We start from the raw sequence: 23,852 nt of genomic DNA on the forward strand, positions 1-23,852 counted from the left end.
CATCGCGCCATCGGCATCGGCTCCTGCGATGTGGAAGACGTTCTTGCCAAGATCGACTCCATAGACCGCCACGTTCGTTGGTTTGCGATGTGCCATGACCACTCCTCCTTGTCTGCACCGCCATTGTTGCACTGGGAGGACGGAGTGGACCATCCCATTAGCTATGAAGCCTGGCCGGAAGCGCAAGTTGGTCGACGAAGTCCGTGGCGAATGGCAGGTCTCGATCCGCAAGGCCTGTGACGCGCTGGAGTTTGACCGATCGACCTATCACTACAAGTCCCGCCGCTCCGGCCAGGCTGCCCTCGAACAGAAGATCAAGGGGATCTGTCATGTCCGCGTTCGCTACGGCTACCGTCGTGTTCACGTCCTGCTCCGCCGCGAGGGCTGGCGCCATGGGCAAAACAAGACCCGGCGCGTCTATCGCGAATTGGGCCTGCAATTGCGCAACAAAACGCCTAAACGCCGGGTCAAGGCCAAGCTGCGCGATGATCGCAGGCCGGCGACGCGATCCAACGAGACCTGGGCGATGGACTTCGTTCACGATCAGCTGGCGACGGGACATAAGCTGCGCGTGCTCACGATCGTCGACATCTTCTCCCGCTTCTCGCCGGCGCTGGCGGCTCGGTTCACCTTCCGCGGCAGCGACGTCGTGGCGGTGCTGGAAAGGGCCTGCAAGGAAGTGGGCTTCCCGGCAACGATCCGCGTCGATCAAGGCAGCGAGTTCGTGTCGCGCGATCTCGATCTGTGGGCCTACCAGCGCGGCGTCACGCTGGACTTCTCACGGCCCGGCAAGCCGACCGACAACGCGTACATCGAAGCCTTCAATGGCCGCTTCCGCGCCGAGTGCCTCAACGCCCATTGGTTCCTATCTCTTGCGGATGCCCAGCAAAAAGTGGAGGATTGGCGCAGATACTACAATGAAGAACGGCCCCACGGGGCGATCGGCAATCGACCGCCGATTTTGCTGCAGAACCACGTCGGCGCCACCAGCCCGCCAACGTGAGCAAAGTGCAAAACTCTAGTTTTGGGTGGTCCAAAGTTCGGTCTCGCTGCAGCCTGACTCTCGTTTCTTGTCCGGCATGGAGGGGCGTTCGGTCGCTGTCTGGTCGTAATGTCCGCGCGCGTCTTCGATAGCTCCGGGATTGTCGCGGCCTTGCACCCCAAAGCGGCTCGAAGACAGAAGCCACCAGCTTCAGTGACGCACCTGGACTGGTCATATTCTCCGCCACTTACGAATGCAAGATGCGTCGCACTTTTTCCGAGACGCTTGGGTTAAAAAGAGAGATCGGGTTCAATTTTGGCGCGATGTCACAAAGCGGAGCAGGTGACTCTGGAGTGTCTGCTCGGTCAAAAACAGTGTCAGACTTGTCGCGCCACCGCTGTTAGATTGACAACACTTATTTGGCAAACCGCAGCTTTTCAGAACCTATTCAGTCGCTCAAATGAGGAGATACCATTGGCACGGCTGTTGCCTGTTGAGATGCAGCCGGTACACTTGTTGGCCGACGATACGAAACGCAAGGCGAATGTCTCTCTCTTTCCCTTGAATCCACGTGCATCGTTTTGAGAAGAAAACCCAACCTATCCGTCCCTGACAGCACACAACTGTGGCAGGCGCTGGCCACCAACGAGGTGCTCGAAGATGTGGTTTGCGAGCTCTACCGCACCGACCCTGGTGGCATGCCACAGCCGTAGAACTTTTTCAAAATAAGCTGGAAGAACGCGACATTGGTCGAGGGCAGGGCTTACGTGCCGCTGACGATCGATCCAAAGAACAACTTCTATCAGAACATGGAAGAGTGGTCGTTCACCTACAAGGAAGTGAAATGGGAGCACATTCCCGGCAGCACCAGCGACGAGGATCAAATGGTAGCCCCCAAAAGGTTTGCAAAGCCAAGGATGATGACTTGGTCCGAGGTGCCGAGCGGGCAATCGTAGATATGTTACGCACATCGACGCGTCCACGGGCCTTCGAAGTGGTCATGTTTTAGGATCTCGCGGTGCATCAAGGCGGCCGTGTTCGGACCGCAATGTCGCGCGCCCCAGCGGGGCCGCAATCGGGCTGTTGATCGTGCACCATGGCCGTGATTGACGAGCATGAGATGTGAATTGGGAATAACCAGCCCGGACGATGTTCGTCCCTCAGCCGACGGATCGTTCGTGGACTGCCGGGCAACTTAGCTCGATGACTGCGTTCCACGAAATGGGCCATTCCCTTGCTTCTCTACGTTCCCGGGTTTGGCGGATCGTTGGCGAACAGGCCGGGGCACGCATCCTCAGTGCGCCTCACCAAGCGGACCATTCACTTGCTGCGCTTCGCTCCCAGGTTTGGCAAATCGTCGGCGGATGGGCCGAGGCCCCGAGTTCGATGACTGCGCTCCATGCGGAGCGGCATTCACTTGCTGCGGTCAATGTCCGGAATGTAGCAACTCCAGATGGGAGGAACTCTGTGGTGCGGCAGGTCGGGAGAGAAACGAATAGTGGAGACGGAGCGAAGGGGGGGAGCGGGCCAAACGTTGCGCGCGCATTGAAATATGGATTGTATCTCGCGGGCGCGGGCTACGCCTATAATGAGGTCGGAAATAACTTCTTCCTTTCTACGACATCACTACACGACGGGAAGAAGGGCTTCACCAGTAACGAGCGACTCAGACTGGCTCAGGCGAAGGCACGGGAGTACTACTCGTCGTATCACGCTGCCGATTCTTACACGCGGCGCCTCCATGAGCGTCCCCTCAATCCAATCCGTACCTGCGGTAACAGGCGGTTCGTAACAATGATCGACTACCGGGCGGCGACCTATGTATACGTTGGTCGCTTGGTAGACTCCAAAGAGGCGCGCACGTCTCTTGTGCGGAACCTGAGTTGCATGAAGGGTCATCTCGTAAAGGATGATTGCGTGGCCAAGTACAGGCCACCGAAAGTGCCCAAGGATCCGGACCTTACGAACAGCCCGCTATACGACAAGAAGGGCAAGTACGCGTTGACCGGCGTGCTCAATGAGGAAACTGGCGCTTACGGCTACACCTCACGGTCAATCACGCATCCTTTCGTGAACAAGGGCATGCAGCACTTCCACGATGCCATCCAGAGCGAGAAGGGACTCACTTTCAAGCAATGTATCGAGAGGCTCGAGGCGCTGCTCGACAAGAATTGCGGTCTCGAAGAGGATGCTCAATTCGCGGCTGGCCAAACCATCCTGAACTTCAGGCAGGTCTACGCTGCGGACGACCGTTGGGGAAACGCTGAGAACGTCGTGATGCAGACCCTTTCGGAGCAGGGCTGGCTGTCACGGAAGGAAACCAGCAGGCTCGATGCGACGTTTATGTTCGAAGATCCAAATATGAACCCGCTCAAACGCAACAAAAGTTGGGTCGGGCCGAGCCTGCATCAACTCGACGGCTGGTTGCAGGAGAGGCGGTCCCGTCATGGTCGCGTGACAGTCGAAGAATTGAATTACGCTAAGATGGATGACTTGAAATATCTGCCCATCGCGCACGTCAAGTTGAACGGCCAGAGCAATGGGTTCGAGGACTGCTCGGGATTGGGTGACTCGTTCACGTGCGCCAACGCGGTCGCCTGCATCAATCACGCGCGCTTGATGAGTGGCCAGCCGCGCCTTTCAAAGGAGGAGGTCCTAGTCATCATCGCGTGTCTGAACGCGGTATACGACGATACGACGTCAATAAGGCATACGCTCCGCGAGGTAGCACGAGGCTGCTTCGCCGGCGCTGGTTACACAATTGAAGACGCTGACGAGTTCTACGAGGGAGTGTGTCGCAAAGCTGCGAAAGAGTATTACGGCGGTAGATATCTCTCGATGCGGAGTTGACGCCGTAAGAACCGAGCATTAGCGATACGACACTCTCGAGGTGGTCAGAGCTCGAAGACGAGTTGAGTCCGATTTCATTTGTCAGTTGTCCGTAAGCGCTCCTTTCTGCGCACCTATGCAGTTGAGCGTGGAGATGGGATGAGGTGTCCACCATGAGCGAGGTGGACACCATCGATGATCACTCCAGAAGAACCTTTGAAACTTGAGACGGTCGGCGTGTTGCGCAATGGCCGGCGTCGGTATGATCCGGCCAGCAAACAGCGGCTGGTCGAGGCCTGTCTGCAGCCTGGCGTGTCGCTGGCGGGGCTGGCGTTGCAACACGGCGTGAACGCGAACCTGCTGCACAAGTGGGTGGCCAAGCGACCGCTTCAGAGCGAGGATGGCCAGCCGGAGGCGCGGGCGCCGATTGCGCCAGCCTTTATTCCGGTTTGCGCGCCGTCGCCAACTCGATCTACTGGCGCGATCGCGGTTTGCGCGACGGAGCGATCCTGTGCAGGGCGGCTGACGGCATCGATGCCCAACGGCGTGACGCTTTCGCTGAAAGGCGGCGACGCGCAGTTGCTGTCGGCGGTGATTGAAGCCCTGGGGCGTTGCGATGTTCCGACTGGCGTCTGATCTTCGGGTCTACCTTCACCGCGAACCGATTGACTTCCGGGCGGGCATCAACAGCCTGGCGATCGTGGTCGAGCAGTCGATGGGGCTGGATCCGTTCCAGCGCGCGGTGTTCACGTTCTGCAATCGTCGCCGCGACCGGATCAAGCTGCTGATTTATGATCGGTCAGGATTTTGGATGCTGCTGAAGGGGCTGGAGGCCGACAGATTCCACTGGCCCCGAAGTCAGGAGGCGGTGCTGACGCTGACGACGGAGGAGCTACACTGGCTGCTTGACGGCAGCAATATCGCGGCGGTGCGTCGTCATCCGGTGCGGCAATATCAGAGCGTGGGCTGAGCGTGTTCGATGCGGGCGGCGTCATCGGGCTTCGGCATGGCCGTTCTCAGATCACGCCGCCGAAGACATGACGAAGACATGGGAGCCCGGTTGACGCGGCGGCATGACTTCGATTCAAGACTACGATGAGTCGCAAGCCCACGACGCACGAGCTGGAAGCCTTGATCGCTGCTGAAGGCCGAAAACGAGAAACTCGCACAACGCGTGCCGCATCTTGAGGAGCAGTTGCGCCTGGAGCGCCTGCACCGGTATGCGCCGAAGAGTGAAAAGCTCAAGGAGCGCATCTTCAACGAAGCCGAGCAGGCCGCCGCCGAAAGCCGGGACGACGACGATGTCGAGGCGGTCGCCGTGCCGGACACGGGATTGCCGGAGGCTCCAAAGCCGGCGCCGAAGACACGCGGCCGCAAACCGCTGCCGGGTAGCGTCGCCACGCCATCGACGCTGGCGCTGGTGCTCGCCAACAAATACGTCGACGGCACGCCGCTGTACCGTGTGGCGGACGCGCTGGGGCGCGCCGACGTCAGCATCAGCCGCGGGACGCTGGGCAACTGGGTGATCCGGGCGAGCGAGTTGCATCTGCATCAGGTCTATGACGCGCTACAGCAAAAGCTCAGGTCGCAGCCCCTGGTCCACGGCGACGAAACCTGGGTCCAGGTTCTTAAGGAGGACGGCCGTGATGCGCAGGCCAAATCCTTCATGTGGGCCTATCGCAGCGGCCAGGACTGCGCGCAGCCGGTCGTGCTGTTCGATTACCAGCCCGGCCGCGGCCAGAAACATCCTCAGGCCTTCCTGGCCGGCTATCGCGGCTTGTTGATGAGCGACGGCTATGACGCCTGGCGCACGCTGACAGGCGCGATCCATCTCGGCTGTATGGCGCATGCGCGCAGGAAATTTACCGATGCGCTCAAGGCCAGGGACAAAGCCTGGCGGTCTGCCATTGCAGGCGCTCAAGTTCTTCGAGGCGTTGTATGAGGTCGAGAGGGTGGCGCGCCAGACGCCGCCCGACGGCGAAACGCGCGCCGCATACACCTTGCGGCTGCGCCAGCAGCATAGCCTGCCGGTATTGGCCGCCTTCCGGACCTGGCTCGACGACCAGGCGCCGAAGGTCCTACCCGAAAGCTTGACCGGCAAGGCGATCGCCTATGCGCGCCCCCAATGGGATTATCTGACCCGTTACACCAATGACGGTCTCGCTCCGATCGATAACAATGTTCTGGAGCGCGACATCAGGCCGTTTTGCACCGGACGAAAAAGTTGGCTGTTCAGCGACACTGTTGCCGGCGCCAAGGCAAGCGCCGTGATCTACAGTTTGGTGCTGACATGCCGGGCATGCGGCGTCGATCCCTATGCATGGCTACGTCACGCGCTCACCGAATTGCCCCAGCGCGCGCCAGACGCCGATATCGAAGATCTGTTGCCGTTCAACTGCACCGCTCAAAAAACCTGCCAGCTGACAACGACAGCGGCTGACGGTCGAACGCTCAGGATCAATCAAGCCGTTCCGATGATCCCACTGGGGCCCGGCGTCGCGCGACACCGCGGCCAGCCGCGCGCGCAGCCTGTGCAGAAAAATGCGCGCTTACGTTGTCCGATCTTGGCGTGCAGCCTCTCTATCTCGCGTTCGCGCGCTTCCTCGCTCTCGCGCTCGACACCCCGTCAAAAGCCGGGCCGCTTGGTCCAGCAGCTGCTTCTTCCAGGCATAGATCTGGTTCGGGTGAGCCTCATAGCGCAGGGGCCCCCGTCGGCCTACTCCCGCACCGCTTCCAGCGCAATCGTCGCCTTCAACGCCGCGTCGATCTTCCGTCGTGTCTTCTTTGTCATCATGCTCTCCGTCTATCAAACGGAGCTGCCCTTTTCCAACTTAGCTTCTGGTCCCAAAACCGGGGTCCATTTCAAAACAGTGTCAGACTTGTCACGCCGCCGCTGTTAGATTGACAACACTTATTTGGCAAACCGCGGCTTTTCAGAACCTATTCAGTCGCTCAAATGAGGAGATACCATTGGCATGGCTGTTGCCTGTTGAGATGCAGCCGGTACACTTGTGCCGCAAAACGGGTAGGAACGTGGGATATCGTTACAATGAAGTGCTTCGAGCTCCTCAACGATCCCTCGCTCGTGACAAGCGTGTCGGAACTGCCGCAGCGTGAGTGATGCACCGATGACCCGCGACTCCAATCCCACTATTGACTTGGATATTTGCAGCGATCCCAGCATTGAACTCGACGTCCAAGGGTTCGAGGGCACAGAGTGCATTTCCCTGCCGTTCAGCTACGTGATTTACGCCACGACGTCGAGCGATGTTGATACCGACTCTTTGATAGGCGAGCGCGCCAAGCTGTCCCTCGAGACCGCAAGCGGAAGGTGGCTTGCCTCCGGCCTGTGCGCCCAAATCGAGGAACTCGATCCTACGGTAAGTGACGTGCGGGTGCTCCAGTTTGTCCTGCGGCCGCGTTTTGCGGTCACCGAGCTCTCCGTTGCGAGCCGCATTTATGGCCCTGCCCAACCCGTGGGCGTCGACGACATCATCAAACTACAGTTGAGCAAGGCGAGCATCAGCATTCCCCGCGAATACAACATTGATCGCTATCCGAAGCGAGACTACATCGTGCAATACAACGAGAGTGATTTGATGTTCATTTCGCGTCTATGTGAAGAGAACGGAATCTTCTACTTCTTCAAGCAGGAAGACGACGGTGAAACCCTGGTCTTCGGCGATAAAAATCTGGCCTTCCCCAGCATCAGGTTCGGCGCGAAGTCGACGATTCTTTATGCACCGTGGTCCGCACCGCGAGACGTCGCAGAAAACCTGTTCGGTCCTTCCGGCGGCGCCGGGTTCTCTCGACAAAGACGATCGCGCTTCGCGATTATAACGAAACGGTGCCTTGCGTCGTGTCCATCGATCAGCAGGTCGGGCAAGGCGGCGGCTTCTTGGGCAAAGCGTCGCGCTTCGGCGGGCATTTTGCCAACAAAGCCGAAGCGGCCGCCCAGGCCCGGATCCGTGGCGAACAGGTCTACGCCGGCCAGACAATGTACATCGCCCACAGCGACGCGCCGGGGTTGCGCGCTGGTGTCATCTTCGAACTGGAGGGCCATTCCCGCTTCGATGGTGAATATCTCGTCATCGCCGCGAATCACTCGGCCTATCGCCAGGCGCCGACCGGATTCGCTGCATCCGGGCAGAATGGGCGAGCATACCAGAACACGGTCCATTGCATCCGCTCGGACGTGGCTTATCGACCGGTTCCGATGACGCCTGTGCCTCAGGGCGTCGGGCTTCACACCGCCACGGTCGATGGAGAAGCTTGGAACGGGCGGCCCGAGATTGACGACCAGGGCCGCTACAGGCTGCAGTTTAAGTTCGCCGACGAATTGGCGAAAGGCGCTGGCAGCGGCTACGTGCGCAAGCTAGAACCTTACGTAGGTCCGAATCAAACCGGTTTGCACTGTCCATTGGTGCCAGGAACGGAAGTTGTGGTCGGCTACTTGAACGGCGACATTGACCGGCCAGTCGTGCTCGGAGCCGTCTACAATCCTGATATGAGGGGAGGAATAAACTCGGACACGCACTTATTCCATCGCCTCAAAACGCAATCTGGCGCCGCGAGCGAAATCTACGACGACGGACCTTCGTGATTTACTCACCTCATGACGTCTGGCGTCCAGCGACTCGCGAGATCGACCCGCTATTGGAAGCAGTCGCCAATACGGCACGCGCGACCATCTTGCCGACGGCGCCGATCAACATACCACCGCCGTCGGCCGATGGCATTCGCTCGCAACGGCTTCGTGATGGACGGGAATTGCGCCTCAAATTATCTGCGCACTGTGTTGAGCAGGAACAACTCGATCCTTGCGCGGTGCTCGTCTACGCCCTGAAGGGCAATGCCGTTGTCGATAACACGGGTTACCGTGTGACCGGGCAGGCTGTCCTCGACGTCGCTACGCGTGCATTTCTTGATGTCTCTTGTCAATCGAAACGGGGCGGCCCGGTTCCGTCGTGACAGGGTTGTCACGATCGCGACAATGTCGTCGCTCGATTGTGTCGGTGCCGGACGTCCGCGCTGCGCCCTCAGATTGGGAGAGCTCGCGATATTTGATAGCGGATACCAAGGGCACTTGGCACGGTTGTTGCGATATCCATTTGCCGGTGCGTGCCGGCGTATGTCACCAAACAGGAGGCGAAAGTGTCACTTGAAGCCTACTTGACAGTTAAAGGAAAGAAGCAGCGGGACATCTCGAAAGATGCCTCCAAGCCAGACAGCATCGGGCAGGTCGCCAAGGGTGATGCGGGTAAGCAAGGTAAGATCACCGTTGTCTCCTTCACCAGCCGCATCGTCGTTCCGCGCGACGCGACGAGCGGCGTCGCCACAGGCGCTCGCAATCACCAGCCGGTGCTCTTCACCAAGTTCTTCGATCGTGCCTCGCCATTACTGTGGCAGGCGCTGGCCACCAACGAGGTGCTCGAAGATGTGGTTTGCGAGTTCTACCGCACCGACCCTGGTGGCATGCCGCAGCCGCAGAACTTTTTCAAAATAAGCTGGAAGAACGCGACATTGGTCGAGGGCAAGGCTTACGTGCCGCTGACGATCGATCCAAAAAACAACTTCTATCAGAACATGGAAGAGTGGTCGTTCACCTACAAGGAAGTGAAATGGGAGCACATTCCCGGCAGCACCAGCGGCGAGGACAAATGGTGACAATGCCATGATTTGGATCAGCGCCATTTTGGACGCTTGTGGGGCACAAGCGACGAGAGAGATCGAGACATTTGCCGTAGCTGACGTGTAACCGAGGACGTCAATTTGCTTGTTTCTTTTTAGTTCTCGGTCGATGCCGCCCTCGCTCTGGGCTGCGACGTCCGCGAGCCTCTCGATCTTGGAGATAATGCCGCCGAGCACCAAAAGCGATGCTGCTATGGCAATTGCTAACTGGCGCGCGAAGAGCGCTGTTGTTAAATCTTGCAGTGATCGGAAGCGCTAACGCTGAGAAGTCGCCCATCACCATCGGGGAACTTAACAATATCAGCGCATGCCGAGGTTGGATTTGATGCGTTTCGAGCCGACTTGCGCGGCGGCGATCAGGGTGAGACTCCGCTCTCATCCTGATTGGGTTCTTCCGCACATTTGGTGCAGAGTGCAGGATTCACGGACAGTGCGAATAAGGGCATAAGGTCGGAATCGCAGTCGACGCCCGTGATTCGCCTTGCTCCAAGCCTTTCGCTCGCTGTTTCCCCCGAGCTTTCGATTGTCCAGATCCTTCCGCAGGCCGACAGGGTGGTGCTCGTGGCTCAGCCGAAGTCAGCGGTCTCGCTCTGTCCCTGTTGCGGCTGTCAGACGAGTCGCATCCACAGCCATTACGTGCGGCGCTTAGCCAATTTGCCGTGGCAGGGTCGGGTTGTTGAGATCCGGCTTCACGCGCGACGGTTTCGATGCGCGAATCCGCAATGCCCGCGTCGGATATGCACCGAGCGGCTACCGGCAACAGTGCGACCGAAAGCAAGACGCACAACCCGCCTCGGCGAGAGTCAACTGGCGATTGGTTTTGCGGTCGAACAGCGCTTACGTCAGATCAGCAGGATCAAAGCCATCAAACGACAAAGGTATGGCCGGGCAAGCTACCCGCTGTTGCGTCGACACGTCCTCCTGGTTGCCTGAGAACGATCGAGCAAGCCGTCCAACCCCAGTCTCTCAAGCTGCATCAAATGTGCGGAAGAACCCCTGATTGTCGCGCTATCCGACTAGCTCGGCCGAACAACAGTTGGGCAACATGAGAGAGCGCGTGGTGCCGACCGCGCCGCCATCATCATGCTGACGATGATCACGACCTGTCGTCTCAACGACGTCGATCCGAAAGCGTGGCCCGCCGATGTCCTCGCCCGCAGCACCGATCTTCCCGCATCGTGGCTGCACGAATTGCTGCCCTAGGAATGGAATTTTCCGGCGCAAAGTCGACTATCCCGCTCATCAGCAGGCCGCCTGAGAGGCCGACCGGAAATTAAAGTTGGGTGATTTCAGCAGGTTGTGATTCTTCGAGGTGTTCGAAGCCTTCGGAGAAGCAAATGACCTGGACCGAAATCACCCGCTGTCAGCATGACAGACGAGAGCTCCGCTATGCAAGCGATTGTACGGATGCGGAGTGGGCCTTGATCGAGCTGTTGATGCCAAGGCCGAGCAAGGTCGGACGACCGCGCAAGACCCGCATGCGATCGGTATGGGATGCGATCCAGTACATTGCGACGACGGGATGCCAATGGGTGCGTATTCCGACGATCGTGACCACCCGCTACGACGGATTGTGACCACCCATTCCGATCGATCGCGACCAGCGTGATGGTGCCGTCAGGTGCATTTTCTGATCTCAGTGTTTTGGCTCGGCGTCAAGCGCGGTGGAGGCCGTCCCCGTAGTCAACAGGAGGGACCCGCGCGCGCTGCGGAGTCGCCCCCACGGCTGACGCAGCAGCGCGCGCGGGAGGTGCCTGTTGACCCACGGGGGCGGCCGGTGGGCTGGCGATGCGCTTCAAAGTTTTGCTCCCGTGGGCGGCTTGCCGTTGGCTGGCGTTGTGGCCGCGGCCGGCGTCAGCCGCTCCTCGTCGGCTTTGAGCTTGCGCATGGAAGGGCCGTCGAGCTCGATCCGATAAGCGTTGTGGACAATACGATCCAGCACGGCGTCGCCGACAGTAGGCTCGCCAATAACCTCGTGCCAAGTTGCCACAGGGAGTTGGCTGGTGATGAGGATGGAGCCGCGGCCATGGCGGTCCTCGACGATCTCCATGAGATCGCGCCGCTGGCCGGCTGAGAGGCGGTCGGGTCCCCAATCGTCCAATACAAGCAAATCGACCTTGACCAGCATCCGGAACAGTCGCGGGAAGCGGCCGTCGCCGTGAGCGAGATCGAGGTCAGCGAACAGGTGTCAATCGGCTTGCAAATTTGCCCCCTCGTATTGCCGCATCAGCAAATGTTACCCTGATGGCACGGATGCGAAGTCGACGGGTCGGCCGCGCCATGTAGCTTTCCCGGCTTGCTCGACGAGAGGGGCTGTGGGCGGGACGGTCATGTAGGCGAGCACATCGGTCTCGGCCTCGTCGAGGAAGCCAGCAAGTTTGGGCAACTTGGGGCGGAGCTGGTCGGCAACCTTTCGCCACTGCGCTCGTGCGGCCTCGGCCTGGGCAAACGCGGTGGCAATGAAGGCGGAGACGACGCGCCGCCCGCTCTAGCCGGCATGCGCTAGGGCGTTGCGCATGAAATGCACGCGGCAGCGCTGCCAGGTGGCGTTGAGCACCTTGCTGATGGCAGCCTTGATACCCTCGTGGGCATCGGAGCCAACCAGCTTGACGCCGCGCAGGCCGCGGCGGGCGAGCTTGCGCAGGAATGCCGTCCAGAACGTCTCGGCTTCGGAGAGACCAATATCCATGCCGAGCACTTCGCGCCGGCCGTCACTGTTGACGCCGACCGCGACAATCACGGCGACTGAGACGATGCGGCCATTCTGGCGCACCTTCACGTAAGTGGCGTCGATCCACAGATACGGCCAGTCGCCCTCGATCGGGCGGCCGAGGAACGCCTTCACCTTGTCGTCGATCTCGCCGCAGAGCCGGCTCACCTGGCTCTTGGAGATGCCGCTCATCCCCATCGCCTGCACCAGATCGTCCACCGAACGGGTCGAGACGCCTTGCACATAGGCTTCCTGGACCACGGCGGTAAGCGCCTTCTCGGCCATGCGGCGCGGCTCCAGAAAGCCCGGAAAGTAGGAGCCCTTGCGCAGCTTGGGAATGCGCAGTTCGACCGTGCCGGCGCGGGTCTCCCAGATCCGGTCGCGGTAGCCGTTGCGCTGGGCCAGACGCTCGGGGTTCTTCTCGCCATAGGCCGCCCCGGTCTGGCCTTCGACCTCAAACTCCATCAGCCTTTGGGCGGCAAAGCCGATCATCTCGCGCAACAGATCGGCATCAGGAGGGTCTTCTCCACGAGCGTGCGCAGGTTCATCATATCGTCGGTCATCGGTGGTTCCTCGGTTGCGGCGGCGTGTCGCAACCCGATCCTACCGGCGAATCGCCGGTGACCACCGCAAAGCCGCCCGCCCGCTACGGCGCCATTTGAGGGCGCGCCTGCGGGCGGCTTTGCTCTACCGAGCTACACCATCACTGGGGACGCGACCCATGAGGAAAGATATGACGTCGATCACGGCACTTCGCAAGGCATATTCTCGGTTCTCGCGCGGAGAGGCAATACTGCCAGGCGTAGTCATGGACCGATTGGCCACCGGAAAACCTCTGTCGATGAGAAGCTCAAACCGCCAGCCCGTCAGCGCCCCACGCTTTGCGGTTTGGATCCCTTTCTTTGCTGCGCACGGACTGGCAATGACCGTTCTGCCGCTCTTAATGTCGCGCACTGGGTAAATCCGGACTCGACCTCGCATCGAGCGATCACAATCTTCAATGGAGTTCCTGGCCTGTTCGTCATCATCGACGATGGCCTCTCTTTGTCGGTCTCGCGTGGCACATCACTTGCGGATCATCGTGGATCATCTCGCCGCGGAGCCGCTTCAAGCGCAGCTGTTCTTCGAGCGACAAATTATGAGATGGAAAAAGGAGCTTGTGTGAGGGCGCAACCACTTATCTCTTGTCCGGCGTCCGACAGGCGCAACATCTCTGTCAGATTGCTCGCTCTAGGTCTCGGTTTTCAAAACATAGTCAGTAGATCAAACGAAGAGCCGCATTGGCACGCCTCTTGCTATTGGGAATGCAGCAACGCGAACGTCTGACTACACGCAGAAGTGCCGGCGATCGATGCTCTCGTTCCGTTCAACGCACCTACGTCGCTTCGAGAGGCGAACCAAGGGTATCTTCCGCTGCATCTGACAGCGCACGCAACGGGTGCGTGAACTTTCGGTTAGCAATCAATGGAGCGAATGTGACGGAAATGTTGAGATCGCGGCAGTTCCAAGCGACGCTGGGCTGCGAAACCGTACTGGCGAGCCGGGAGACTGCACTTTGCTTGAAAACGAAAGTCTGGGAGGCCACCGACAATCTTTCCGGCGGAAGGGCCGGGTCTTTGCTTTCCGCTTTCTGCCGCCGCACGTATTGAGACCCAGGGTTCAGCGCTCTCGGAAGGCGAGTAGGAAAACTATCTTGTCTTGAACGCTTTGCACCCCGACTGACTCTCGCTCCGCGGCACCTGTGACAGTTGTTTCTGGCCTAGCAAAGTATGAGTTGGGGCACTGATGACCAACGAATCTAATCTCAACATCGATCTGGATATTCGCAGCAAGCCAGACCTTGAGTTGGAAGTAGAAGGATTCGAGGGGACTGAGTGCATTTCCCTGCCGTACAGTTACGTGATTCACGCTACGACTTCGAGTGATGTCGATACCGCCGTTTTGATAGGTGAGCGTGCCACACTGTCGGTAAAAACAGCATGCGGGCGTTGGATTGCCTCAGGACTATGCGCCCAAGTCGAGGAACTCGACGCAACTGTGACTGACCGGCGGGTGCTCCAATTGATCTTGCGGCCACGCTTGGCGGTCGCGGAGCTATCCATTGCCAGCCGCATTTATGGTCCCGGTCAACCGATGGGCGTCGACGACATCATCAAGCAGCAATTGAGCAGGGCAAGCATCAGCATTCCCGCAGAATACAACCTTGATCGCTATCTCAAGCGAAATTATGTCGTACAATATAATGAAAGTGATTTGACGTTTGTCTCCCGCCTTTGCGAACGGAACGGAATTTTCTATTTCTTCAAGCAGGAAGATGGCGATGAAGCCGTCGTCTTTGGGGACAAGAATCTGGCTTTCCCCAGGATCCAGTTCGGAACAAAGTCAGCGATTCTTTATGCGCACCATCACGAACGCAATGCGTCACGCGACGTTGACGAAGCGGCCGTTTGGTCATTCCGACAGCGCCGAGTTCTCTCGACAAAGACGATCGCGCTCCGCGATTACAACGAAACAGTGCCTTCTGTCGTGTCAGTCGAGGAGAAGGTGGGACGAGGGAGCGGTTTTCTAGGTAAGGCGGCCCGCTTCGGCGGGCATTTCACTAACGAAGCGGACGCGACCATGCTCGCCCGAATTCGCGCCGAGCAAATTTACGCCGGCCAGACAATGTACATCGCGCGCAGCGACGCGCCGGGGTTGCGGGCTGGCGTCATATTCGAAGTGCAGGGCCATCCCCGCTTCGATGGTGAATACCTCGCGATTGCCGCGGATCACTCGGCCTATCGACCGGCGCCAAAAGGATTCCGCGGGTCCGTGCAGAGCGGGCGAGCCTACCAGAACATCGTCCATTGCATCCGTGCTGACGTGCCCTATCGGCCGGTTGCGATGACGCCCGTACCTCTCGGCGTCGGCCTCCACATCGCCACGGTGGATGGAGAAGCATGGAACGGGCGTGCCGAGATCGACGATCAGGGCCGCTACAAGCTGCAGTTTGTCTTCGCCGAGGAATTGGCGAAGGGGCGTGGCAGCGACTACGTGCGCAAGCTTGAGCCTTATGTGGGTCCGAATCAAACCGGTTTGCATTGTCCCTTGGTCCCCGGAACGGAAGTGCTGGTCAGCTACCTGAACGGCGACATCGACCGGCCAGTCGTGATCGGAGCAGTCTATAATCCAGACATGAAGGCCGGAGTCACCTCGGACACGCATTTGTTTAACCGCCTCAGGTCCCAATCTGGCGCCTCGATCGAGATTTACGACGGACATGCGTGATTCTTACGGCGCCTTATGACTGTCTGGCGCCCAGCGAGTCACGAGATTGATCCCCTATTGGAAGCGATCGCCAATACGGCGCGCGCGACGATCGTGCGGTACCGGCGATCAACATACCACCGCCGTCGGCCGATGGCATTCGCTCGCTGCGGCTTCGCGACGGTCGGGAGCTACGCTTGAAACTGTCCACGAATTGCCTCGAAGAGGAGCAACGCGGTCCTTTCACCGTGCTGGTCTATGCCCTGCAGGGCGATGCAGTTGTCGATAGCCGCATCGACTACAGGGTAGGGGGTCGGGCCGTCCTTGACGTGGCTACGCGTGCGTTTCTCGATATCGAGTGTCAACTGGAACAGGTCGATCCCGTTGCCCTTTAACGATCGTTGTCACGATCACGACGACAGCGTCGCTTGATCGTGTCGGTATGTGGACTTCCTGTCCCTTGTGTTAATCGTCACGCCACGACGGCGGCAAATATATGGTGCCTGGGGGGGGCGCACGCTCCCTGGCACAGATGTTGCGATGTCCGTCGTGCCGGCGCATGCCGCAAGACCCGGAGGCGAACATGTCACTTGAAGCCTACATGACAATCAAGGGGAAGAAGCAGGGCGAGATCTCCAAGGATGCTTCCAAGCCGGATAGCATCGGGCAGGTCGCAAAGGGTGACTCGGACAAGCAAGGGAAGATCACCGTTGTCTCTTTTGCCAGCGGCATCATCGTTCCGCGCGATGGGACGAGCGGCGTCGCTACGGGCGCTCGCAACCACCAGCCGGTACTCTTCACCAAATTCTTCGATCGTGCCTCGCCGCTGCTATGGCAGGCCCTGGCCACCAACGAGGTGCTCGAAGATGTGGTGTGCGAGTTCTACCGCACCGATCCAGGTGGCATGCCGCAGCCGCAGAACTTCTTCAAAATAAGCTGGAAGAACGCCACGTTGGTTGAGGGTAAGGCTTATGTGCCGCTGACGATCAATCCGGCGAACAATTTCTTTCAGAACATGGAAGACTGGTCGTTTACCTACAAAGAGGTGAAATGGGAGCATGTGCCCGGCAGCACGAGCGGCGAAGACAAATGGTGACTATGCAATGATTTGGTTCTCTGTCTTTGCGGTGCCGTTGTAGCAACCCAATCCACGAAAGGTGTTAAGTCGGGAACATGTGCCTCCGACATGGCTAGATTGATGCACGAAAGCTGTCACAAACGGGCTGGTTGCTGTCGGCTGTGCGATGATGTGCGGTCGCGCGTCCGCGGCTGAGTCACATGCGCCCTAACGTTGGTTTTTTATTTGACGTCGGACTCGTCGGGCCGCGAGGCTGCTACAGAGGTGATCTCATTGTCCCGGCATTGTGTGAGTTTTCGCTTTAGTGCGTTCCAATCAGCTGAGCGCCAACCCTGAGGCATTGCCAAATCACACGACCGATGAGTCAGCGTGGCAACTGGAGGAGTCGCTAGGGGCAGCCGATTGCGGTCGAACGAAGTTTCGAGCAATTGAGGTGCGCGGGTTTGCACGGTGGGCGAAGGACAGCATCAGATCAGCGCCTTTTGGCGATTGCTGCGACGGCGCGTCGTGGGCGGCGAGATGGACTGGCAGACGCGTTGCGGCCAGGGGATTAGATTCAACGAGCAAGAACGCGACGATCTGAGCTGCGCCGGCGACGCACGGTCTCGCCCGACAGGCTGTCGTGATCGGTGAGCTTGACCATCGTGTCGGCCAGCAGCGTCCAGCGTTTGCGGGCGGCTTGGCGCATACCGTCGCCACCAGCAGGGCCTCCTCCTTGCCGGTCAGCTTGCGCTCTGCGCCCGGACGCGACTCCTCGCTCAAGGCCGCTCCAGATTGCCTTCCACGAAACGGCGCTTGGTCCGGCCGCTAGTGGAGAGGCTGACACTCACAGTCCGCGAAATCTCCTCGTCGCGCCGACCGCCGTTGGCCGCCAGCAAAATCTGTGCCCGCTTGAGCTTGCGGGCGGCATGCGTGCCGCCGCTCAGCATCGCCGACAGTTCCTCCCGCTCGGCTTGGCTCAATTCGAACCCGGTAACGTACATTCATGATTTGCCTCCCTGTCGGAGGCCGGAACGAATCCAGCGATGAGTCAAAAATCAGGCGCGCCCTTCACCGAGAAGCAGGGTCACCACCTCGCTTTCATCCATACCTATTCGTTCATGTTCGGACAGCCGCCCGCAGAAAAAGACATCCAGCGCCATTTCCGCGTCAGCCCGCCCTCAGTCCACCAGATGATCCTCACTCTCGAACGAAACGGCTTCATCCGCCGTCAGCCAGGCGTTCCCCGAAGCATCGAAATCCTCGTGGCCCCGAAAACTTGCGCATCCTCGAATGGCTCGGTATCAAAAACGTCACAATCACTGTGATGAACCAATCGTCGATCGGATGCGGGATGGACGAAAGCGGCAATTTGCGTCGTCAACGACGACAAGGACGAGATGGCGCCTCAGACGCAGGGCAGGCCGAACGGGATTCTGGCATCCGTCCCGAACCTTCAGAACAAGATCAACCGCGAGGTTGCCTCTGCGTCCTCTCCCGGGCGATGAGGCGGTGTGGCCAGTGCTTCATCCGGGCGCCGCGAGCCGCCGACGCTCCTGTCGAATCGTCGCAGCTGCCCAATCTTGACGCTTGGGCCGAAGCAGAGGCTCGGCTAGAGACGGTAAGAATAACAAGAGCTTGGGAGGTGGCCGCAAGTTCCAGGCAGCTAGCCCTTACGTCGGTGGCCCTAACGGTTTTGTCACCCCCTAGCTTGCCGGCGTGGCTCGCGCTCCAGCGGATAAACGTCAGCGACAATCAGCTGACCCACCTGCCTGAGCTTCCGCCCAGTCTGTCTGAACTCGACGCCCGGTTGAATCGGCTGACCAGCCTTCCCGCCCTCCCAAACACGCTCCGAAGGCTCACTGTTTTCGGCAACCAGCTGACCAGCCTGCCGGACCGCCTTCCTGCCACGCTCCGCTGGCTCCACGCTCATAATAACCGGCTGACGAGTGTGCCCGAGAATCTGCTGACGCAGCTGAGAGATGCGTTCGTAGTTAATCTGAGGGAGAATCCCCTGTCCGAGCGGGTGCTGACGGACTTTGCGACAGCCCGGGATGCTGGGGGCTATCATGGACCGATAATCCTGGTGGGCAGAGCAGGGACGCGAACAGGGACGCAAGGTCCAGCGCGGACTCTGGCCGAGGCGGTCGCGGACTGGCTTGATGGCGAGCCGGAGACGGTGGCCCTCTGGCAGGGTTTTTCCGAAGAGGAGGGCGCCCAGGATTACGCGCGTTTTCTGCACAAGCTGCTGACGCAGAACGTCAACGTTGCCGATGAAGGATTCCGGCAGGCGGTGGTCGAAGATCTACGGCGGGCGGCGAACAATCCGCAATTGCGCGCGCGGTATTTCGAGTTGGCTGTCGATGCCAACCAAACCTGCGAGGATCGGAGAACTTTGACCTGGAACAGCATGCAATGCGCACGCTTGATCCTAGACATCGAGAACAGGGTCTATGACAACCGGCTCGACGAGCTCGTCAGTCTGAGCCGCGTCATGTTCCGCTTGGACGCGCTGGAGAAGATCGCGCACGAGAAGGCCCGCTTACTCAAGGCCGAATTGCTCCGCTCCTCCCCCGACGCGGAGCTCGACTACATCGAGGTCCATCTGGCCTATCAGGCCGCTCTGCGCAAGCGGCTGAAGCTGGAGCCCGTCGTCGCCCCGGATATGCGTTTCTTCGAGGCCTCTGGCGTCAAGGACGAAGACATTGACGAGGCCGAGACGCGTGTGCAGAACGAGGAGACGGCGGGCTTCGACGATTATTTGGCGAGCTGGGAGCCTTTTGAGACGGTGGAGCGCCGCATTGCACCCGAAGGCTATGAAGCGATGCAGGAACAGCTCATCGATGCAATGGGGGAGGAGTTCGATGACCGACTGAAGAAAAGGCTCGCCGCCCTGAACCTGACCGGCGATGGCGATGCGGAGCGGCAATTAGGGGTCGAGGTCCGCAAGGAAATCGAACGCGAGATCAAGGGGGCTCTAAGGGACAAGGTGCTCGCTGGCTTTAGGCCTGGGCTGCAGTCGGATCGGCACATTCTTCCCAGGCCGGATCAAACGGGTGGAGAGGTCTCCGAATTAGGCATTAGACCAGAACATCCGCTGGCGCTCGCCCCCGAGCAATGGCTGGGCGACGAACATATCACAGCGGATTACGCGCTCGTGCGCGCGGAGTTGGAGAGGGAGTATCCAGAGCTGGTCGCCCGGACGCGGTTCGTGAAACCGGCGCAGGCCCTGCTGCTGCGCGAAACCGCGGACGAGACTGTCAGGCAGGAAATTCTCCAGGAGATCGTCCGGGTAGATCAGGAGCCTAACGATACAGCCGACTTCCTGTTTCTGCCAGTGAACAACGGTCGTGCTGATCAAGAAGGCGACCATTGGTCGCTAATGTTCGTTGATCGCCGCCACCGGGCTGCCTATCATTATGACTCAGCCGGGCCACACAACAGCGCGGTTGCAACAGAGCTCGCAACAATCCTGAGCGTCAACCTCGTACCAGTCCCCATGGCCCGTCAGAGGAATAGCTATGATTGCGGCGTCTTTGTGGTGGACGCCACACGGACGCTAGCGAGACGATTGGCGCAAGGAGAGCGGCCAGATCACGGGCCGCTTCACCTCGCCGATCTCGTCGCCGATCGGCCGGCACTCCAGCGGCGGCTCTCGCGGAATCGATGACGCGCTTAAGGTCGAATCTGGGGGCCTGTGAAGTCGCGTTGCGCGAAGGCGAGGGAGGCTATGCGCGATCTTGCAGGCCTATGGGGCTTGTTCAAGGGCACCGTCAACGACTGGAGCGGCCGATGGGGTAGACGACCGGCATGCCGACCGCCGGGCCCCTCTTTATCGCCGCCATCGCTTCTCGCCGGAAGGCATCAGCTATGCCGTTTGGTTGTATTTCCGGTTCCCCTCAAGCTTGCGCATGGTCGAGGAAATGTTGGCGGCCTTGGCATTGGCGTGACCTCTGAAACCGTGCGCCAGTGGGGACGGAAATTCGGCGAGGCGTTCTCCGATCGGATACGCCAGCGCGCTTCCGCTCGCGGTGACAAATGGCATCTGGCGAGGTCGTTATCTCGATCGCGGGCGCACGAAATTAGCTCTGGCGCGCTGTCGACCAGACGCGGATATAGACGCAAAAGACGGCGAACAAGGTCAATCCAAAGACGTGCCGCACTCCTAATTCGCTGCGTCATCTCTGAAAAAACGCAGCCTGTTCGCTTTAGCAATTGTTACCGGAGATCTATCACCAGCCGACGTGATCAGACCCGCAGGTTTTCTGCACTTCTCTTGCGACGCTTGGGGTCGGCTTTGACTTCGTAAGAAATCTTTGGCCTTCTGCCAAACCAGAGACTCCAGCGCGTTCTACGGCGCTAATGTGGACAAAAATGTCGCTTCCGCCGTCATCTGGAGTGATAAATCCGTCCCCCTTTTGATCACGTTTCCATGGTTTACTGGGTGCGTGCGGATTCCGAGATTATGGTGCGCAGCGTACCGACTTGATGGCGCGCGGGGTTCCGAAATGATCGCGCGCAGCATTCCGAGCATTCTCCGCGCAGGCTTCCGATTTGATCGCGCGCAGTTTCGGATGGTGTGAGGCCCGATCGTTGGGCCAATTCTCCGGCTGGAAGCAGCTGGGAGGATTGGATGCCGACGAGGAGGGTTATGATGCGCCAGGTGCGCGAGATTGTGAGGTTGAGCCTTGAGGCTGGGCTCTCGACGCGCGTGGTTGGCGAGCGCGTCGGCATCGGGCCGACGACGGTACGTGACACGCTGAAGCGGTTTGCGCGCGCGGGCCTGGCATGGCCGGTCCCGGAAGCGACAAGCGACGCGGAGCTGGAGCAACCGCTGTACGGGGTGCCTGGCGTGAAGCCGGGTCGCCGCAAGGTGGCAGAGCCTGACTGGTCCGTTATTGCCCGCGAGCTCAAGCGCAAGCATGTGACCTTGCAGGTGCTGTGGGACGAGTACATTGCAGAGTATCCGGACGGGTACCGGTACAGCCGTTTCTGTGACTTGTTCCGCAATTGGGAAGGCCGGCTGCCGCTGGTGATGCGCCAGCACCACGGCGGGGGCGAGAAATTGTTTGTCGACTATGCCGGCGACACGGTGCCGGTGGTTGACCGTAAGACTGGCGAGGTGCGCGACGCGCACATCTTCGTGGCGGTCATGGGCGCGTCGAGCTTGTCGTTCGCGCTGGCGACGTGGACCGTAAGACCGTATGTCCGTCTCTGCCGGTGAGGTGGCTCGCCCTACGCTGCGCGTCCGAGGGTTGCTCGGGCGGTCCGAGCCGATCCTCATCACAGGAGGACGAGCCGTGGCGGATTATAGGGAAGCATTTGTTGGAATCGATGTCGCCAAACTGAGAAATGCCGTCGCGATTGCGGAGGCAGGCCGGGAGGGAGAGGTTCGCTTCTTCGGTGAAGTCGATGCTTCGGCCGTCAACACGCGCGGCATTATAGTGCGGATCGCCAGCCGGTTTAACCGCGTCCACTTCTGTTACGAGGCCGGCCCGACGGGCTATGGCCTTTATCGTCTGATCCGGTCGCTCGGCCACGAATGCACGGTGGTGGCGCCATCGTTGATCCCAAGGAAGCCCGGCGATCGGGTGAAGACGAACCGCCGGGACGCCGTTTCTCTCGCCCGGTTGCTGCGCGCCGGCGAACTGACGGCGGTATGGGTTCCCGATGAAGGCCACGAGGCAATGCGAGATCTCGTTCGCGCCCGAGCGGCAGCGGTTGAGGCACTGCGGGTTCACCGCCAACAGGTGAGCGCCTTCATGCTCAAGCACGGCCGCACCTATCCCCGCAAGAAGGGCTGGACGATGCGCTATCTGCGCTGGCTTCAGGAACAGCAGTTCGATCACCCCGCACATCAGATCGCGCTCCAGGAGATGGTCGAAGCAGTTCGCGTCGCCAGGGAGCGGGTCGAACGTCTGGAGCGTACGATCGAAGAGTTCGTCTCAGCCTGGTCTCTGGAGCCGCTCGTGCGGGCACTTCAGACATTGCGGGGGATCGATCTGATCGTCGCAGTGACATTCGCCACTGAGGTTGGTGACGTGAGCCGCTTTGAGAGCCCACGTCAACTCATGGGCTATCTCGGCCTGGTGCCGGGCGAGCGATCGACGGGGGAGACCGTCAGGCGGGGCGGCATCACCAAGGCCGGCAACGGCCGCGTCCGCCACATGTTGGTCGAGAGCGCCTGGACCTATCGACACCCGCCGAAGATCGGCAAGACAAAGCTATACCGGCTCGAGCAGGCATCGCCAGCCGTGCGAGAGATTGCGTGGAAAGCACAGAGCCGCTTGACGGCTCGCTACCGGAAGTTGGCTGCGTGCGGCAAACGAACGACGGTGGTCTGCACCGCTATCGCCCGTGAGCTGGTCGGGTTCATGTGGGCGGTCGCTAGGCAAGTGCAGCCAGCCTGATTAGGCGCCCTTCTCATCATCGTGCATGGGCGGAGGCGGGACCACGGCAGAGGGAATGCCCGTCAGACGCTTTGTGGCCGGCCAAAACGCCGACGCCCGCAGTAAGATAGGAGCAGACCTCGGACGCACAATCGGGAATGCGGTAGCCAACCCGCGCATCAGAGCTTGATCACCGACGTCCACGGTTCCGCCTCCACCTATGCACGATCATCTCTATGAACAGCCGATCGACGATCGGGCGAGGCTCTGCGTTCTAATCCTTGACAGCGGACATCAGAGCGCTGTTCAGCGGCCACCTACCGGATGACGGAGCGATCTGCGAGTCTGCGGTTCGGTTTCGACCGTTAGGCTTAGAATGGACACAGTGCATACTGCTATCACGGAGCCGGTGCGGCGGCTTGAGGTCTTCACCGGAGCCGGTCGTCGGCGGAAGTGGAGCGACGAGGACAAGGCGCGGATCGTGGCAGAGATAGTGGCGAGCGGCGACTCGGTATGTTCCGTGGCTCGACGGCATGGATTGTCGCCGCAGCAGCTGTTTGGGTGGCGGCGTCAGTTGCGAGAAGCCGCAAGCGGGCGTTCCGAGGCGGACGAAGTACAGTTTGTGCCAGCGGTGGTGGACGCCGTGGTGCCGGCGCCGACTGCTCACCGGGAGCGCAAAGCATTGCGCAGGCCAGACAGCGGGATCATCGAGATTGAAGTCGACCGCATCACGATCCGAGCCGGTCGTGGAGCGGACGCGGCGATGATTGCGTCGATCGTCCAAGCGAAGGCGAGCCGGTGATCGGTCCGTCAGGCGCAGTCCGGGTGATGGTGGCGACCAAACCGGTAGACTTCCGCAAGGGCATGGAGGGTCTTGCGACCCTGGTGCGCGAGAGCATGGATGCAGATCCATTCTCGGGAGCTGTCTATGTGTTCCGGGCCAAGCGA

General features: G+C 60.0%; 16 protein-coding genes and 11 pseudogenes. 23 read left to right on the forward strand and 4 right to left on the reverse strand.

Going from position 1 to position 23,852, the window contains the following annotated elements:
* Positions 1-160: 160 nt before the first annotated feature.
* The 13 genes and pseudogenes from ALC15_RS39245 to ALC15_RS39285 form a co-directional block, all read left to right on the forward strand.
* Positions 161-1,003 (forward strand): annotated as a pseudogene (locus ALC15_RS39245) (IS3 family transposase); the annotation flags it as partial.
* A gap of 725 nt (positions 1,004-1,728) precedes the next feature.
* On the forward strand, positions 1,729-1,938 hold the full coding sequence (locus ALC15_RS39250; protein ID WP_050631901.1) for an Hcp family type VI secretion system effector: 210 nt from the start codon (positions 1,729-1,731) through the stop codon (positions 1,936-1,938).
* A 430-nt stretch (positions 1,939-2,368) separates the two neighbouring features.
* Entirely contained in the window at positions 2,369-3,832 is a 1,464-nt protein-coding gene (gene xopAG, locus ALC15_RS39255) for a XopAG/AvrGf1 family type III secretion system effector (RefSeq protein WP_283806334.1), read from the forward strand.
* Between the two features lie 174 nt (positions 3,833-4,006).
* A complete protein-coding gene (gene tnpA / locus ALC15_RS39260; RefSeq protein ID WP_063781943.1) occupies positions 4,007-4,447 on the forward strand; it encodes an IS66-like element accessory protein TnpA in 441 nt (146 codons plus the stop codon).
* Positions 4,428-4,781, forward strand: a complete 354-nt coding sequence (tnpB, locus tag ALC15_RS39265; protein WP_050631904.1) for an IS66 family insertion sequence element accessory protein TnpB — start codon at positions 4,428-4,430, stop codon at positions 4,779-4,781. Before tnpA (ALC15_RS39260) ends, tnpB (ALC15_RS39265) begins: the two co-directional genes overlap by 20 nt.
* Before the next feature lie 125 nt (positions 4,782-4,906).
* Positions 4,907-6,228: pseudogene (gene tnpC, locus ALC15_RS42700) on the forward strand (IS66 family transposase); the annotation flags it as partial.
* A 711-nt stretch (positions 6,229-6,939) separates the two neighbouring features.
* A pseudogene (locus ALC15_RS48055) lies at positions 6,940-7,509 on the forward strand (contractile injection system protein, VgrG/Pvc8 family); the annotation flags it as partial.
* Between the two features lie 47 nt (positions 7,510-7,556).
* Positions 7,557-8,414 (forward strand): contractile injection system protein, VgrG/Pvc8 family, encoded by an 858-nt coding sequence (locus tag ALC15_RS47380; protein WP_094194403.1) that lies wholly within the window; start codon positions 7,557-7,559, stop codon positions 8,412-8,414.
* Between the two features lie 53 nt (positions 8,415-8,467).
* Positions 8,468-8,782, forward strand: coding sequence for a hypothetical protein (locus tag ALC15_RS43865; RefSeq protein ID WP_210168625.1), 315 nt, complete (start codon positions 8,468-8,470; stop codon positions 8,780-8,782).
* A gap of 183 nt (positions 8,783-8,965) precedes the next feature.
* Entirely contained in the window at positions 8,966-9,478 is a 513-nt protein-coding gene (locus tag ALC15_RS39280) for an Hcp family type VI secretion system effector (RefSeq protein WP_063781946.1), read from the forward strand.
* A 585-nt stretch (positions 9,479-10,063) separates the two neighbouring features.
* Positions 10,064-10,435 carry a transposase family protein gene (locus tag ALC15_RS46955; RefSeq protein ID WP_283806335.1) on the forward strand — a complete coding sequence of 124 codons (372 nt, stop codon included), beginning with the start codon at positions 10,064-10,066 and terminating at the stop codon, positions 10,433-10,435.
* Positions 10,436-10,558: 123 nt separating this feature from the next.
* Positions 10,559-10,705: pseudogene (locus ALC15_RS42715) on the forward strand (transposase domain-containing protein); the annotation flags it as partial.
* 134 nt (positions 10,706-10,839) lie between these two features.
* Positions 10,840-11,046, forward strand: a pseudogene (locus ALC15_RS39285) (transposase); the annotation flags it as partial.
* Between the two features lie 251 nt (positions 11,047-11,297).
* On the opposite strand, the pseudogene ALC15_RS39290 reads toward ALC15_RS39285, so the two are convergent.
* Positions 11,298-11,687 (reverse strand): annotated as a pseudogene (locus ALC15_RS39290) (ATP-binding protein); the annotation flags it as partial.
* Between the two features lie 135 nt (positions 11,688-11,822).
* A pseudogene (locus tag ALC15_RS39295) lies at positions 11,823-12,775 on the reverse strand (IS256 family transposase); the annotation flags it as partial.
* Positions 12,776-13,997: 1,222 nt separating this feature from the next.
* Between ALC15_RS39295 and ALC15_RS39300 the strand changes: the two are divergent.
* From ALC15_RS39300 to ALC15_RS39305, 3 genes are all read left to right on the forward strand, one after another.
* Positions 13,998-15,479 carry a type VI secretion system Vgr family protein gene (locus ALC15_RS39300; protein WP_050631908.1) on the forward strand — a complete coding sequence of 494 codons (1,482 nt, stop codon included), beginning with the start codon at positions 13,998-14,000 and terminating at the stop codon, positions 15,477-15,479.
* Between the two features lie 176 nt (positions 15,480-15,655).
* Positions 15,656-15,853, forward strand: a complete 198-nt coding sequence (locus ALC15_RS43870) for a hypothetical protein (protein ID WP_128089730.1) — start codon at positions 15,656-15,658, stop codon at positions 15,851-15,853.
* A gap of 188 nt (positions 15,854-16,041) precedes the next feature.
* The gene (locus tag ALC15_RS39305) at positions 16,042-16,554 is read left to right on the forward strand and encodes an Hcp family type VI secretion system effector (protein WP_063781947.1); all 513 of its coding nucleotides are present in this window, start codon (positions 16,042-16,044) and stop codon (positions 16,552-16,554) included.
* A 571-nt stretch (positions 16,555-17,125) separates the two neighbouring features.
* Here ALC15_RS39305 and ALC15_RS42720 read toward each other — a convergent pair.
* Positions 17,126-17,523, reverse strand: a pseudogene (locus tag ALC15_RS42720) (helix-turn-helix domain-containing protein); the annotation flags it as partial.
* Positions 17,524-17,561: 38 nt separating this feature from the next.
* Between ALC15_RS42720 and ALC15_RS42725 the strand changes: the two are divergent.
* From ALC15_RS42725 to ALC15_RS42730, 3 genes and pseudogenes are all read left to right on the forward strand, one after another.
* The gene (locus ALC15_RS42725) at positions 17,562-17,843 is read left to right on the forward strand and encodes a LexA family protein (RefSeq protein WP_094194406.1); all 282 of its coding nucleotides are present in this window, start codon (positions 17,562-17,564) and stop codon (positions 17,841-17,843) included.
* A 383-nt stretch (positions 17,844-18,226) separates the two neighbouring features.
* Positions 18,227-20,185 (forward strand): NEL-type E3 ubiquitin ligase domain-containing protein, encoded by a 1,959-nt coding sequence (locus tag ALC15_RS39315; protein WP_162240549.1) that lies wholly within the window; start codon positions 18,227-18,229, stop codon positions 20,183-20,185.
* A 193-nt stretch (positions 20,186-20,378) separates the two neighbouring features.
* Positions 20,379-20,598: pseudogene (locus tag ALC15_RS42730) on the forward strand (IS6 family transposase); the annotation flags it as partial.
* A 165-nt stretch (positions 20,599-20,763) separates the two neighbouring features.
* Here the strand turns inward: ALC15_RS42730 and ALC15_RS42735 are convergent.
* A pseudogene (locus ALC15_RS42735) lies at positions 20,764-20,918 on the reverse strand (cold-shock protein).
* Positions 20,919-21,169: 251 nt separating this feature from the next.
* Between ALC15_RS42735 and ALC15_RS39320 the strand changes: the two are divergent.
* The 4 genes and pseudogenes from ALC15_RS39320 to tnpB (ALC15_RS42740) form a co-directional block, all read left to right on the forward strand.
* A pseudogene (locus ALC15_RS39320) lies at positions 21,170-21,709 on the forward strand (helix-turn-helix domain-containing protein); the annotation flags it as partial.
* Between the two features lie 106 nt (positions 21,710-21,815).
* Positions 21,816-22,925 carry an IS110 family RNA-guided transposase gene (locus tag ALC15_RS39325; protein ID WP_094194408.1) on the forward strand — a complete coding sequence of 370 codons (1,110 nt, stop codon included), beginning with the start codon at positions 21,816-21,818 and terminating at the stop codon, positions 22,923-22,925.
* Between the two features lie 355 nt (positions 22,926-23,280).
* Positions 23,281-23,706, forward strand: a complete 426-nt coding sequence (gene tnpA / locus ALC15_RS39330) for an IS66-like element accessory protein TnpA (RefSeq protein ID WP_050631913.1) — start codon at positions 23,281-23,283, stop codon at positions 23,704-23,706.
* On the forward strand, positions 23,703-23,852 hold a 150-nt coding region (tnpB, locus tag ALC15_RS42740; RefSeq protein WP_162240550.1), incomplete at its 3' end, for an IS66 family insertion sequence element accessory protein TnpB. The genes tnpA (ALC15_RS39330) and tnpB (ALC15_RS42740), both read left to right, overlap by 4 nt.

It is taken from the genome of Bradyrhizobium viridifuturi, assembly GCF_001238275.1.
Taxonomy (GTDB): domain Bacteria; phylum Pseudomonadota; class Alphaproteobacteria; order Rhizobiales; family Xanthobacteraceae; genus Bradyrhizobium; species Bradyrhizobium viridifuturi.

Coding starts and splice junctions, on each gene's coding strand:
- xopAG (WP_283806334.1), top strand. CDS start 2,369: ATGACTGCGCTCCATGCGGAGCGGCATTCACTTGCTGCGGTCAATGTC.
- tnpA (WP_063781943.1), top strand. CDS start 4,007: ATGATCACTCCAGAAGAACCTTTGAAACTTGAGACGGTCGGCGTGTTG.
- tnpB (WP_050631904.1), top strand. CDS start 4,428: ATGTTCCGACTGGCGTCTGATCTTCGGGTCTACCTTCACCGCGAACCG.
- ALC15_RS39300 (WP_050631908.1), top strand. CDS start 13,998: ATGACCAACGAATCTAATCTCAACATCGATCTGGATATTCGCAGCAAG.
- ALC15_RS39305 (WP_063781947.1), top strand. CDS start 16,042: ATGTCACTTGAAGCCTACATGACAATCAAGGGGAAGAAGCAGGGCGAG.
- ALC15_RS42725 (WP_094194406.1), top strand. CDS start 17,562: ATGAGTCAAAAATCAGGCGCGCCCTTCACCGAGAAGCAGGGTCACCAC.
- tnpA (WP_050631913.1), top strand. CDS start 23,281: ATGGACACAGTGCATACTGCTATCACGGAGCCGGTGCGGCGGCTTGAG.